Origin of the sequence: Pseudomonas sp. XK-1, assembly GCF_038069885.1 — a bacterium.
GTDB lineage: Bacteria > Pseudomonadota > Gammaproteobacteria > Pseudomonadales > Pseudomonadaceae > Aquipseudomonas.
Genome location: NZ_JBBPES010000001.1, coordinates 25,059 through 39,055 on the forward strand (window position 1 = coordinate 25,059; position 13,997 = coordinate 39,055).

General features: G+C 62.0%; 9 protein-coding genes. All 9 read right to left on the minus strand.

Going from position 1 to position 13,997, the window contains the following annotated elements; all coding sequences use genetic code 11:
- Positions 1 to 124: 124 nt before the first annotated feature.
- From WMW70_RS00120 to tssJ, 9 genes are read right to left on the minus strand one after another with little or no spacing between them, the layout of a single operon-like run.
- Positions 125 to 682 carry a hypothetical protein gene (locus WMW70_RS00120; protein WP_341435506.1) on the minus strand — a complete coding sequence of 186 codons (558 nt, stop codon included), beginning with the start codon at positions 680 to 682 and terminating at the stop codon, positions 125 to 127.
- A 9-nt stretch (positions 683 to 691) separates the two neighbouring features.
- Positions 692 to 3,817 (minus strand): hypothetical protein, encoded by a 3,126-nt coding sequence (locus tag WMW70_RS00125; protein WP_341435507.1) that lies wholly within the window; start codon positions 3,815 to 3,817, stop codon positions 692 to 694.
- A 60-nt stretch (positions 3,818 to 3,877) separates the two neighbouring features.
- Positions 3,878 to 5,962, minus strand: a complete 2,085-nt coding sequence (tssI, locus tag WMW70_RS00130) for a type VI secretion system Vgr family protein (protein WP_341435508.1) — start codon at positions 5,960 to 5,962, stop codon at positions 3,878 to 3,880.
- Positions 5,963 to 6,006: 44 nt separating this feature from the next.
- A complete protein-coding gene (locus WMW70_RS00135; RefSeq protein WP_341435509.1) occupies positions 6,007 to 7,017 on the minus strand; it encodes a serine/threonine-protein kinase in 1,011 nt (336 codons plus the stop codon).
- 10 nt (positions 7,018 to 7,027) lie between these two features.
- A complete protein-coding gene (locus tag WMW70_RS00140; RefSeq protein ID WP_341435510.1) occupies positions 7,028 to 7,756 on the minus strand; it encodes a PP2C family protein-serine/threonine phosphatase in 729 nt (242 codons plus the stop codon).
- Positions 7,756 to 11,295: a type VI secretion system membrane subunit TssM gene (gene tssM, locus WMW70_RS00145; protein ID WP_341435511.1), complete on the minus strand. Its 3,540-nt coding sequence runs from the start codon at positions 11,293 to 11,295 to the stop codon at positions 7,756 to 7,758. Before tssM ends, WMW70_RS00140 begins: the two co-directional genes overlap by 1 nt.
- On the minus strand, positions 11,292 to 12,173 hold the full coding sequence (icmH, locus tag WMW70_RS00150; RefSeq protein ID WP_341435512.1) for a type IVB secretion system protein IcmH/DotU: 882 nt from the start codon (positions 12,171 to 12,173) through the stop codon (positions 11,292 to 11,294). Before icmH ends, tssM begins: the two co-directional genes overlap by 4 nt.
- A gap of 2 nt (positions 12,174 to 12,175) precedes the next feature.
- Positions 12,176 to 13,507 carry a type VI secretion system baseplate subunit TssK gene (tssK, locus tag WMW70_RS00155; protein WP_341435513.1) on the minus strand — a complete coding sequence of 444 codons (1,332 nt, stop codon included), beginning with the start codon at positions 13,505 to 13,507 and terminating at the stop codon, positions 12,176 to 12,178.
- A 3-nt stretch (positions 13,508 to 13,510) separates the two neighbouring features.
- A complete protein-coding gene (tssJ, locus tag WMW70_RS00160; protein WP_341435514.1) occupies positions 13,511 to 13,993 on the minus strand; it encodes a type VI secretion system lipoprotein TssJ in 483 nt (160 codons plus the stop codon).
- Between the last annotated feature and the right edge of the window lie 4 nt (positions 13,994 to 13,997).

A 13,997-nucleotide genomic window follows, 5' to 3' on the forward strand; every position in this document is an offset into this window, starting at 1 on the left:
GGCAAGCAGAAGAACAATGTAATAGCTCTTCCATGTGTGAGTCATGGACACTCTCCGATTACCTTCAATAGCCGACTCATCACCCGTTCAGAACTAATGCCACTGTCTCCATTGAAACGTTCTATTAGTGGTTTATGCCGAGGTCATGTTTAAACTCTTCTTCCTTAAGTATCTCAAAGGCCGGAGCGGTTATGCTTGCATCATTTCTACATGACTGCGAGAAAACTTTGGCGTTATGTTTCAAAACGAACAATCCGGATTTAAATTCAGGATACTGACCACTTTCGTCGCTTTCAGTTTTTGTTATGTCATACAGATAATAGTCATGTTTACCTATAGTGAACCGAATTCTATTTTCCCCGCCGCCAGGGTATGGGGTTGTGCTTAATTTAAATTTTTCGGTAGAGCCTTCTTCGTTTTCTGGATAGGACAACTCTATCTTTCGGTTAGTGCCGTATTTGTATTTTATATGGATGTTTCCCTCATGCCGCCGCAAGCATAGAGAAGCGGTCTTTTTCTCGGTAAGGCATGTAAATATACTTTCCTCATTGGAGTTGCAGAGACCGTTTCCTTGCGCTGTATTTGTGCCGCTGTTAAGCAGTGTTGATCCTTCTTGGCTGCAAGCAACAGTAGAGGTTGAGGTCAGTAATATGGTTATGGATATTTTTAATAAACGTCTCATGGGGGGGTCTCATAGGCCCATATGGGCTTTTAATTTTTCTAAGCACTCAATGCGTTCGTCATATCCATTCAGGCCGCCATTGATTGCGATGGTAAGACGTTCAGAGTTGTCTGCGTCGGCTATTTTATTGGCATTTACCATTGCCCAATAAACGAACCCTGACTCGACGCCATATTTTATGGTGGTTATGATCAGGTCTGGGTTTTCGACAAAGTCTTTGACGTCACTTGGGGTTGCGCTGTTGTGTATTTCTGTGTATTTTCGGTAATTATTCTTGCCGGTAAGTTGAATAATTCCTCTGCCGCGGAATTTATACCCTTCTTCACTTGCTTCGTCTCCGTTACCCATCCTTGATGAATATACAAAGCTAAGAAGTTTTCTTGGGTTGTTCGCGTATGTCGTTTCGTCTGTCCATAGTTTGTCTCTCAGACGTCCAAGGGAGCATTCGTCCGTTGCCTTGTTGTAATTTTTTTTGCCACCGACACATCCGAATATTTCGCGCATTCGTGTCGCACTATAGTCGCCATCTTCCGATCGAACTCTGAATCCGCTTTCGTGCCCAACCTGAGCCAGAAAGTGAGCAATTCTAATCGGCGTATTAACTTCGTAGGCGACTGCGTATTCGTTGAGGTATGGTAGGATTTCTTCATAATACGAAGAGTCGCTGCTTGGTTTGGTTATTTGCAACATCTCCATTGTTATTAAGTTTGTGTCAGATTTATAAAAGCATCCGATTGTTCCTGTAGGATGAAAATGCCAAGCCACCCCATCCGCTGCAATCCCAGGCTGGCCAGCCAGCTCCTTCCACCAAGATAGCGCCTTAATTCTTCCCTTCTCCGCGACCCAGTCCGAATTGGGGTCTGCGGGGGTGTGGTCCATCAGTTTGTCCAACTGATTCCACTTCCCTTCGTTCCAGAACCACTCGCTTTCGTGCTGGCTGATCAAGAGAGAAAGCTGTTGTGCCAGCCAGGGTTTGCCGAGGGCGGCTTTGAGTTCGGCTGGGGTTAGTTTTTTGTCGCGGGTTCCCTTTTCGTCCGGCAGGTCGATGACGTCGTATAGCTCGCTGAGAATCTCGCCGCGTTCCGCTTCTTCGATAAGCGCGGCGTAGCCTTGAGCTTCTTCTTCAGTGGTGCGCCCGGTGGCGTCCAGGGTTCTTGCCAGGTGGGCATCCAGGGGCAGTTTGTCTTGGATGGTGCTGAAGCCTGGCCATTCCCAGGGCGAGTGACGGCTGACGACCAGGTCTTTTTCCGCTGCCCAGCCGGAGATGTCGTTACCTTTCAGGTCGCCGACGGTGACATACCACCAGTGCACCTTGTCCGGGTCGATGGCTTTGCGTTCGTCGGGCAAACCGTCCCAGGAGGCGGCGGGCAGAATGCGCGCATAGCCGCAGGGCTGGCCTTCGATGCGGGTATGCAAGGGGAAGGCGCTCCAGGCGGCGAGTGCGCCGGCGGTGCTGGTGCGCTGGCCTTGGGTGTTGAGGTTGGAGCGCTCCACCCAGACGGGTTCCCCTACCGCCGCACCGACTTTGCGCCATGGATGGGTCGTGGGGATGGTGCCTGTGTCGTAATCATGGGCGTCGCCGCCCTCGACCGAGTTGAAGTAGACCTTGAGGAAGTCGACCTGATCCGGCATGTCGGCAACGTCGATGCCCATTCTTGCTGCCAAGGTGGCCTTCTGGGTGATGTTTAGCGGATAGGTGGCGTTAGCGTTGTTGAATCTGCCCAGCTCGGTGTTTTTGTCAGCGTTGCAGATGGCGTACTTTCGTACCTTGGCCCAGCGACCGGCTTTGGGTGAATCGCTGCAGATGCATACGTCCGTACCCGTTTCGATTTGCCCATCGGCGGCTGCGGGCTGGATGATCTTTGAACCTTTGTCCACCTTGATCAGGGTTTTCTGTTCGGCCGGTAGCTTCTCCCCAACCGCACGGCTTCGCGCAATAAATGCGGGAACGTCCTCGCTGGTGAATACTTCAAGGTGCAGCATCGCGCGGGGGCGGGCGTCGTCGAAGTTCTGATATTTGCCGAAATGCCCAACCAAATCGCCAGCCTTGATGGGATAGGGCTGGGGCAGCAGATGCACGGTATCGAGCGTGGGGACGGCTTGGCTGGCTTGCAGTGAGGCGAAGTGAACGAAGCCCTGAATGTTGTGAACACTATTGGCCGATAGCGGCGCGATGTCTTGCCCTTCGACGATTTGCTGCAGTTCGCGGTATGCAGCTGTTCCCGCTTTGAGCGAGAACTTGGCCCCTACAGGTAATAGACCGGTTATCAAGCTGCCGCTATTGGCCGCTTTTCTAACATTCAGGCCCGGCTGTGGGGCTAATGTCGCCTCCTTGTCCTTGGCATCGTCCGCAACCAGAAAGGTATCCGCTTCACCAGCCACTGCTTGCAGCTCGCTGGTGTAGACCCAGCCCAATTCTTCGCCCGTTAGTGCAGGGATAGCACTGCCTTCGAGAATGCTAAGTAGCTTGCGCCATGCTGGTGATCCTGCGTCCACATCACCGACTTTGACCTTGGTCCCTTTCGGTAACAGTGCGGTGACCGCGCCATCCTTGGGCGCTGCGCGTACGCGCAACCCGAGCACGCCATCGCTAGCCTTATCGGGCTTTACGCTGTACAGCGTTTCTCCGAAAAACGCTGGCGGGGGCGGCGCATCCGCATTGCTGTAGCTCGCCCAGTCCGCCAGGTGCATATAGAGGCTGTAGAACGTCAATGCGCTGCTAGCAGGAGCCGCCTCTTCGGTTTCGCCTGCCTCCGCGGCAGGAGCGCTGGGCACTGGTGGCAGCTCCAACCTGTGTTTGACCAGCACGAAACTGGTTGAGAATGGCAGGTGTTTGACCGTTGGACCTTCACCGTACTGAGTGGTGGGGTAGCGTTGATCGATGCGGTAGGCGATTACCTCGCCGTCCGCGATGCAATGGATCGCGGACTGATCGAGGCTAGCAGCGGTGCCATCATCGAAGTGGATGCCCCCATGCCAGAGGCCATTGGTGCCCATGGGATAGAAGCCATCTTTGGCCTTGGCCAAAGCATCGTAATAACTCTCGGCAGTAACGCTGCCTTGGCTGGTTTCGCCTTCGGCTGCCGCCTTGGATTTGAACGGATACGCCCAGTTGATCGGTTTGCTGTCTGCCATGATTTTCCGAATCCCTAATCCTTGTTTGCAGGCGTGACGACAGCCCGCGCTTGATCCCTGTTAACCGGAGAAATTGAGCATGCGTTTGCGCTTTGTTGGCGCACTGATCAGTTCGTTCCCTTGCGTCTGCGCCAACACATCCCCGGCTTTATCGCTATCCGCCATCCCTGGCAGCACCGGCGGTTTGATCTTGATACCCGAGCCTTTGCCCGGCGAGCCGCCGGCGTTGATCTTGGCCAGTGGACCGCTGAGGGTGATGCCGCCGGGGTCGAGTTTGATAAAGCTGCCGCCGGCTTTGAGGGTGAGTTCGGTGCCGGCTTCGATGACCATTTTCTGCCCGGCTTTTAGGTGGATTTCGCGGCCGGCTTTGGTCAGTTGGGCGGTGCCGAGTTTGATGTGCTGGTTCTGGCCGACGGTGAGGTGGTCGTCGGGTTTGACTTCGGCCTTGCGCTCGGCTTTTACCGTCAGGTGTTCTTCGGCTTTGAGTTCGGTGTAGCTGTTGGCCTCGACGGTGTCGTGGCGTTCGTTACCGACACGGATCTTCTGGTCGTGCTCGATGTTTTCGTCCCAGTCGCGCTCGGCGTGCAGGTAGATTTGCTCGGCCCCTTTCTTGTCCTCGATGCGCAGTTCGTTGTAGCCGCCACCGCCCGGGCTGCTCAAGGTCTTGAACAGGCTGCGTGTCTTGTTCGCCGGTAGGTCGTAGGGCACGAGGTGTTCGGCGTGGTACAGGCAGCCGGTGACCAGCGGCTGGTCGGGGTCGCCTTCGAGGAAGGTGACCAGCACTTCCATGCCGATGCGCGGAATGGCGATGCCGCCGTAGCCATCACCGGCCCAGCTGTTGGCCACGCGCAGCCAGCAGCTGGTTTTGTCGTCGGCCTGGCCATGGCGATCCCAGAAGAATTGCACCTTGATTCGGCCGTATTCGTCGCAGTGGATTTCTTCGCCGGCGGGGCCGGTGACCAAGGCGCTCTGGCTGCCCAGTACGCGGGGTTTCGGGTGGGCCAGGGGTGGGCGGAAGGGCACGTCCCAGGGGGTGGCGGTGAAGCGGTTGCGGTAGCCTTGGGTGAAGTCGGTGTCGCCGTTCCCCTCACCCCAAAGGGCAGAGGGGGATTGTATGGCGTCGCCTGAGGTAATCGACTCTTCCAGCACTTGCGGTTGTTTGCCCTGGTGGATGACTTCGTGCAGCAGCCAGAGGTCGTTGTAGTCCTGGCGTGGGTGGTCGGAGAGTTCGAGGAAGTGGCCGCTGAGCAGTTTCGGTTGATCGCCACGGCCTTCGGCCAGGCGGTAGTCGGCGCGGTGGCGTTCGAGGTGGCGTTGGCTCAGGTGTTTGCCACGGGTCCGGTCGACGAAGCGGCCGGGGTAGTCGTAGTCCTCCAGGTCCGGCAGCGGTTTGGCCTCGGGCGGGCGATCTTGCTTGAACGCGGCCTCCAGCAGCAGGCGCGGTTGTTCGAAGTCGTAGTCGCGGCGGGTCGTGCGGCTGGTGCGGGTTTCCAGGCGTACGGCGAAGCGTTTGATCACCGGCTCATCGGCGGTCATGCCGTTGTCCTGCAGGTAGGCGGTGGGCTGGCCGAGTTTGCCGAAGGCGCTCTGGTCGTCGCCGAAGACCAGCACATGGCCCTGCTCGCTGTGCTGGAAGTGGTAATGGATACCTTCTTCCTCGCACAGGCGCTGGACGAAGTGCAGGTCGCTCTCGTCGTACTGCACGCAGTAGTCGCGCTTGGGGTAGACCGTCGGGCCGAGCTGGAACTGGTAGGCGTTGGCCTGGATGCCGTGCTCCTCCAGGACCGTTGCGACGATCTGCGGCACCGTCAAGTGCTGGAAGATGCGCTGATTGCTGCGATGAGTCAGGTAGCTCAACTGCGGCACGATGGAGAGGCTGTAGCGGGTCAGGCGCTTGCCGGCCTCACCCTGGGCGACCCGGTAGATCAGCCCGTGAATCCCCAGGCCGTCGGGGCTGAAGGCGAGAAAGGCCGGTTGATGCAGCAGGCTCTGCAGGTCGAGCTGCGGGTTCTCGCTGATCAGTTCCACCTCGAAGCGATAGGGCTGGCTGATTGCCTCGCGGCCGCTGAACTCGAGTACTTGCAGGTCGTGTTCGAGGCCTTCGATGGTCAGGCTGAAGTGGGTTTCATTGGCCGGGTTGAACATGCTGGTTTCCTTGTAAAAAGATCATCCATTGATGCCGCGTATGGCTATTGGCCAAGACCCAGCCAGCGTTGCCAGCGCCCGGCTGGTGGCCGGAGAAACGCCCTCAGCAGCTCGGCGCAGTCCGCGCTGCGCTGGGCCTCGTCGAAGGCCAGGGCGGCGCGCAGGGCCGGCCAGCAGTGCGCCGGCAGCTGCTCCGGGCGTTGCAGCTGCTTATCCAGTTCCATGGCCTTGGCCTGCTTGGCGCTGAGGCGACGGAACGGGTGGCGGCCGCTGGCCAGTTCATACAGCACGCAGGCCAGGGCGTAGACATCGGCCGCGGCGCTAAGCGGCGCGCCGTCGAGCAATTCCAGCGCGGCATAGCGCGGCGTCCAGGCGCTGAAGCGGTTGCGGCACAGCCGTGGCAGGCCGGGCAGCAGGCCTTCCACCGGTTGGCCGAGACCATAATCGAACAGGCGCAGGCCGTCTTCGGCGAGCATCACATTGCTCGGCTTGAGGTCGCCGTGCAGCACGCCGAGGCTGTGCGAATAGCTCAGGGCCTCGAGCAGCGGCAGGGCGATCCCTTGCAGCTCGGACCAGGGCAAACCCGTGGGCCGTTCCGCCAGCAGCTGGTCCAGGGTCAGGCCCTTGAGCAGTTCGAGGATCAGGAAGGCGCGCTGGCTCGGTACGTCCACTTCGAAGCTGAACAGCCGCACCACATGGGGATGATTGAGCCGCGCGGTAAGGGCGAACTCGCTGTACATCAGCGAGTTGGCGTCGGGGTATTCGGCGAAGTCGTCGCTGAGGGTTTTCAGCGCCACGTAGGGCTCGGGGTCACCGAACTGCTCGCGCAGCAGGTCACGGGCGCGATACACCGCGCCCATGCCGCCGACGCCGATCAGGCGCTCGATGCGGTAACGGCCGCCGAGCACTTCCGGCAGTTCGCTGAGCACCGGCCGTGGCGCTTGCGCGGTGGCCTTGGGCGTCGGTCTGGCGGCGGTGGCGGCGAAAGCGAAATAGGTCAGGTCGCTGGCTTCGCTGCTGACCGGCGCGTTGTCGTCGAGCAGACGTTCACTCATCCTCGGTTCCTCATCGGCGGATCACCACCGCGCTCAGGTTGTCCCGCGCCGGTCCGTGGAGGGCCTGCTGGAACAGCCGGTTGAGCGCCAGCAACGGCGACGGCAGGTTGAGTGCGGCCCCCAGTGCGTCGGCGGACAGGCCCTGATAGAGGCCGTCGCTGCACAGCAGAAAGGCATCGCCGGGCAGCACATCCAGTTCGAGTATTTCCAGCTTCAGCTCCTCGCTGGCCCCAATGGCGCGGGTCAGGGCGTGGGCCGCCGGGTGACGGGCGGCTTCGGCGGGGCTCAGCTGCTGCTCGTCGATCAGCTGCTGCAGCAGCGAGTGGTCGCGGCTGAGCTGATACAGCCGGCTGCCGCGCCACAGGTAGCAGCGGCTGTCGCCGGCCCATACGCAGGCGGCGCGATCGTCCTCGATCAGCAGCGCCACCACGGTACTGCCGATCACCGGGTCCGGTTGCGCGGCGGTCACCGTCAGCTCCTGGCCGAGGCGGCGATTGAGGTCGTGCAGGCGCTTGCGCAGCTCGGTCAGGCGCTGCTGCAGGTCACCCTCGCTGGGCTCGGCCAGGTACTCGACGATCAGGCGGCTGGCCAGGGCCCCGTTCTGGTGCCCGCCCATGCCGTCGGCGACCACCCACAGGCCCTGCTCAGGCTGCGCCAGAAAGGCATCCTCGTTGCGCGCACGTACCTTGCCGGTGTCGGTGCGCGCGGCGCTGCGCCAGGCGTTGGCCACTTCTGTCATCAGAGCTTGGCCGGCAGCTTGAAGCCGCGCAGCAGACTGATGTCGAAGGGGTTCGGCGAGCGCTGGCTGTGCAGCAGGTAGTTGGCGTGCAGGCCGCCGAGGTCGGCCTTGAGCATCAGCACGTCGCGGCCGCTGTGGTAGTCCACGCTCATCAGGTCGAGCAGGCGGAACAGCGACCAGGGGCCGGTGTTCTTCTCGATGCCGACCTTGCGCCCGCCGAGCTCTTCGACCACCAGGCTGGTACGGCCTTCGTTGCCTTCGGCCGGCCAGCTGAAGGCAGTCTGCACGATCGGCCCGTGGCGGTATTCCATCTGCTCGCTGCCGAAGCGGAAGTTGGCGCGGCCGAGGCTGGAATCCAGCGAGTAGGGTTCGAGCTTGAACAGCACTTTCGGCTCGTTTGGGTTCTCGGCGAAGAAGCTGCGGCGGATGGTTTGCACATGGCTCATCTGCAGCAGGAACTCGCGCGACAGCGGCATCCCGCGGCCATCGACACGGCGCGGCTGATACTGGCCGGCGCTGCCGCTGACGAAGGGCTTGAGGTAGCCGTCGAAGAAGCGCTCGGCGATGCCCTGGGCCTTGAAGAACTCGCGGAAGTCGGCAATCGCCACGTCGCTCTCGCTGTGCGCGCTGAACGGATAGCGCTGTTTCAGCGAACCGTTATAGGCGGCGTACAGCTCGCTCTTGTAGCGCTGGTTGAGGTAGTGATAGGCATCGCCCAGCACCAGCATCCAGCTGTCTTCGGCGAGCAGGCCGAGCCAGTTGCCGACCGGCTGCGGCAGCCGTGCGGCGCTGCTGCGCAGCTGGTTGATGGCGTCGCGGCGGCCGCTCATGCGCGCCTTGGCCAGTTCGAACGCCGCCTGTTCCGGGGCGCTGGCGTGGGCCAGGCTGGCCAGTTGCAGTTGCAGGGCATCCAGCGCCTGCAGGGTCATCGCCAGTTCCGGGCCGGCCCCACCGTTGTCGTCGAGCAAGCGGTGCAGCGGTTCGAAGCGACGCTCCAGGGTTTTACGGGCGGTGTCCGGCAGGTTCTTCAGCATTGCCGCCTGCGCCTGCTCGGCGGCGGCACCGGCGAGTTTGGCGACTTTACCCAGCTTGCCCTTGGCACCTTCCAGTGCCTCGGCGGCTTCACCCGCGCTGTCCGCGGCTTCGGCCATGCCCTTGAAGCGGGTGTTGTCGCGCACTTCCACCAGCAGTTGCAGCAGCGGCGAGTTGGCCGCGGTGAGGCCGGCCAGTTGCAAGGCACCCTGACCGGCGTTGCCGATCGGTTCCAGGGTCAACTGGGCCAGGGCTTCGCCCCAGTAGTTGGCGTAGTCGCGGAAGTACAGTTGCTCCATTTCCACCAGCAGACGGCCGAGGTCGTTGCTGCTGAGGGTGTCGCCTTCGCCGAGTACCCAGTTGTCGCGCAGCAACTCGCGCACCAGGTCGGCACCCTTGGCGGTGAAGGTTTTCTGGTAGCCGACCTGGGTGTAGAAACCCGGAATTGTGTAGTCGCTACCGGCGAACAACGCGCCTTGCGGACCGAGTTTCTGGCTCAGGCGATAGTCCGGCAGGCTGCGCGCCTGTTCGCGAAGCATGCGGTAGACCACGGTCGCCAGCGACTCGCTGCGCAGCACCTGGCGCGCCTGGGCCACCAGCGGGGCATTGAGCGAGTAGGGCGCGAACGACTCGGACAGCAGGCGCTCGAAGTGCTGATTGAGGCCACGCTGGCCGACGCTGTTGCCGGCATAGCGCAGCGACCAGTCGGCGGCCAGCCATTCCTCCAGGAAGGCCTGGTCGCGACGTTCTTCCAGGTTGAGCATCAGGTAGGCGCGCAGGCTGTTGAGCAGGCGCTCACGGTCACCCAGATTGGCCCGTACCTGGGCTTCCAACTGGCGACCGACGCGCGGCAGCAGCAGGTTTTCCAGCTCGGCGCGGTAGGCGCGCTGCAGGCTCGGGTCGACCTCTTGACCTTGATACAGGCCGCCGCGCTGCAGGTAGGACACCTCATCCACCGGCGGGAACACCTGGGTCGCGGCATAGCTGCTGTCCAGGGCCTTGAGGGTCTGCAGGGCATCGTCCTGTGCGCCGATGCTGCCATGTTGCTGGGTCAGTTGCTGGGCGATCTCGCGCAGCTGCTCGAGGCGCGCGTGGTTGCCGGAGAAACCGCTGGCCCAGACCACGCCGAACACCCCAAGCACCACCAGCGCGGTGGCGTACATGGCGCGCTGGCCCCAGTCGATACGGCGCACTTCCTTCTGGTCGAGGCCGGCCAGATCCGCTTCCGGGAAGATCACCCGGCTTAGCAGATGGTTGATAAAGCGTGCACGGCCGGTGCGGAAGGTCGGCAGGGCGCTGCTGGCCAGGCCGAGGTTGCGGCCGATGCCGCTGGTGCTCGGGTCGAGCTGGTTGTTCAGCTCCGGCGCGCTGGTCAGGTAGAAGCCGCGCAGCTGGCTGGCGCGCTGGTAGCGGTTGCCGCTGAAGGCCAGTTCGCTGAACAGGCACAGGCGTTCACCGATCAGGCCGAGCTGATGGGGGAAGTCTAGGATGCGGCCGCGGCGCTGGGTGTCGCGCTCCTGGTGCATGCGCAGGATCACTTGGCTGTTGAGGCGACGCAGCAGCTCTTCGAACTCCTGGCGGATCACCTGCACATCGGTGGCGTTCTGTTCCTTGCGGAAGCTCGCGCCGAGCACCTGATCGCTTTCCTCGCGCGACAGTTGGTCGAAGAACTCGTCGAAGCCGAGCACCTTGTCGGCCTTGCTCAGCACCAGGTACACCGGCACATCGGCACCGAGGCGCTGGTGAATCTCCTGCAGACGCTGGCGGGTCTGGCGAGCGAGGTTTTCCAGCTCGACTTCGCTGCCGCCCTGGAGCATTTCCACCGGGATATTGACCAGCACGCCATTCAGCGGGCGCGCGCGGCGCTGGCGCAGCAGGCCGAGGAGGAAGTCCCAGGCGCGGCTGTCGATGGCCGGGTCGGGTTGGTTCAGATAGCGGCCGGCGGTGTCGATCAGTACCGCGTGATCGGCGAAATACCAGTCGGCGTAGCGGGTACCGGATACGTCCTTGGTCAGGCGCTGTTGCTCGCCGCGGTTGAGCGGGAAGTCCAGGCCGGAGAAGTCCAGCAGGCTGGTCTTGCCGCTGCCCTGGGGGCCGAGCAGCAGGTACCAGGGCAGCTCGTTGCGCCACTTCTCGCTACGGCCGCGGTACAGGCTGGAACGCTTGAGGGTGTGCAGCGCCTGCTTGAAACGCTGGCGCAGTTCGATCTGCTCCTCGTTGATCAGGCCTTCGCGGCGCAGACGCTCCTGGGCGTCGGCGTCGTCTTCCTCGGCCTTCTTGCGCGCGGTGGCCTTCCAGCTGGCGAACACCATGGCCAGGCCCCAGAGCAGGAACAGCCCGCTGATGGTCAGCAGGCGGCTGGTGGCCGATTCCCAGAACTTGTAATCGTTGACCGCCAGCAGCGGGCCGGCGAACCACACCAGCAGCGCCAGGACCAATACCAGGCACAGGCTCCAGACCCAGGTCTTGCGGAAAAAGGCGGCTAACTTGCCGAAAAAGCTCTTCATTTCAGATCATCCATGAGTGCACCCGCGGACGGGTCGAGTTGCTCGTATGGCTGCAAAATGGTCTCGCGCTGTTCGCCCAGGACCCAGGCGAAGCCGCCATACATCACGGCCAGGCAGACCAGGGTGAACAGCGCCACCAGCCACCAGGGCACGATGCGCACCAGACGCCGGCGGGTGTCCTTCAGGCCCTGCCAGTGCGGCGAGACCTCGCGCGGCACGTCGCCGCGCATCTGGCGGATCTGCCGATAGAGGCTGTCGCGCACCGCTTCCAGTTCGAGCATGCCGCGCGGCAGCACGCGGTACTTGCCCTCGAAACCCAGGGACAGGCACAGGTACATCAGCTCGAGCATCGGCAGGTGTTTGACCGGGTTGCGCGACAGGCGCTCGAGCAGCTGGAAGAACTTCTCGCCGCCGAAGGTTTCGTTGTGGAAGGAGGACAGCAGGCTCATCTGCGACCACTCGCTCTCGTTGCCCCAGGGCGTGGTCACCACGGCCTCGTCGACCACGGTGCAGAGCACGTAACGGGCGGCCATCACCTGGCTGCTTTCCGCGCCTTCGTGCAGGGCGCGGTGCTCGAACAGCTTGATCGCGCTGGCCAGGCGCTGGTTGAGCGCGTGCATGTCTTCGCTGTCGAAGCTGTGCTTCAGGCGCACCACTTCCGAGAGCAGGGTGGCGGCCGCGGCGACCAGCGGGTTGAGGCTGATATTGAAGGTTTCCGCCGGGCGCAGACGGGCGGCGTAGATCATCCGCTCTTCCAGCTGCTCGAATTTCGGCGGCGCGGCGAAGTCGGTCAGCGGGCTGTGCGCCGGGGCATCGCCCTTGCGGTTGAGGATGACGGTCTTGTCGTCCTGGCCGTATTCCATTTCCTTGGTAGTCATCGTCAGTTCCTGATCGCCCAGAATTTCATCTCAAGCCCGGAGAACTCGCCGGACACGTGGAAAGCGAAGCCGCCGGAGCGTTCCAGCTGCGCCAGTTCCTCGGTGCCCAGTTCCAGGGCGAAGTAGGTCTTGCCCGAGTGGAACGGGATCTGCCGGGGTGCCACGGGCATGGGTTTGACCTTGATCCCCGGCAGGTGCAGGTTGACCAGCTGGCGGATCTGCTCCACCGGGCCGACCTTGAGGTGCGCCGGCAGGCGATTGCGCAGCTCTTCGGAGTCGCACTGGGCGCTGGCGGCGAGGACGAAGGTAGAGGTGGCGAGCAGCTTGTGGTCGTGCAGCGGCGACACCTGAATGCCGTACTGACGCTGCTGCAGGAGCATCTCGATGGCGTGCTGTTCGAGCACCATCGACAGCACCTGGCGGATCGCATCCATCAGCTTGCGGAAGCTCAGGCCCTGGTCGCTGTGCAGGTAGCGGCCGTCCAGGCGTGGGCGTTTGATTTCGCTGGAGAAGGTCGCCAGCTCACCGAGCAGGCCCAGTAGTTCGCGGTAGATCTGCTCCGGGTGCACCTGCTCGATGCCCAGGTAATGACGCAGCACCGGCTCGAAGCGGTTGATCAGCTGCAGCATCATAAAGTCGCCGACTTCCGCGCCGCCGACCTTGCCGGTGGCGCGAATCCGTTCGGCGAGGATGTCACCACGGTGGGCGAGCATGCTGATCACTTCCTTGAGGCAGCTGAGCAGGTAGCCGGAAGCCTGGAAGTTGACGTAGGTGGGAATGAATTCCGGGTCGAGACTGATCACCCCGTCCGGGGTGGTATCGAGCACATCGCACAGCTTGAGTTTCACATAGGCCTGGTCGCTCTGTTGCTCGCCGAGCAGCAGGCGGAAGTCCGGGCGGCCGCAGCTGACCTGGCTGGAGGCGCTGTCGCCGGCGTTGGAGTCGGCGATTTCCTCGTCGAAGGCGGTGAAGCGCGCCAGTACGTCCTGCTGCTCCGGGCGGCGGCTCTCGATATGGTTACCGGTGACCAGTGGCAGGGCCAGGTAAATCGGGGTATTGCCGGTGTTTGGTGGCACGTCGAGGGCCAGCGGCTCGCGCTCGGCACCGATATCGAACAGGGTGCCATCGGGCAGAATGCCACTGGCCTTGCTCACCACCAGCTTGCCCATATTAAGGAACTGGCGATCGATCTCCAGCTCGAAAAAGCCCCAGGCGTAGCTGTCGAGCTTCTGCGTGCGGGTCTTCAGCTGGTAGTCGTAGTAACGGTCGTTTTGCTGGAAGTGCTGCGGGCGCAGCAACATGCCTTCCTGCCAGACCACTTTATGCATGGCCATGGCTTATTCCTCTTCCTTGCTGGCGTCATCCTGGGCCTTGATGCCGAGGGCATCGAGGCTCAGCACGCTGCTGTTACGCTCCTGCTCCTGCAGCGGAATCACCACGCGCCAGTTGCTTTCCGGCAGGTCGCGGTAGGCCGCCAGCACGCCGACATAGCGGCTGCCCGGCTGTACCGACAGCTTCATTTCGCGCTGCTCGCCCGGGCGCAGCTCCAGCTCTTCGAGCACCACCATGTCCGGTGACAGGGCTTCTTTCGGGCGCTGGTAGAGCGAGAAGAAATCGGCGGTTTCAAAGGCCACCGGGTGCTTCAGTTCGATCAGGCGCAGCACGATCGGCGAAGGGCGGCCATTGAGGTCCGGGTTGAGCTCGTCGCTGCCGTTGAGGGTCAGGTCGAGCTTGGTCATATCCGAATAGGGCGAAAGCGCCGAGCAGCCGCTCAGGCTGAGCAGGGCGGCCAACAGGGCCAGGCAGGTGAAACGGTGCATGGAG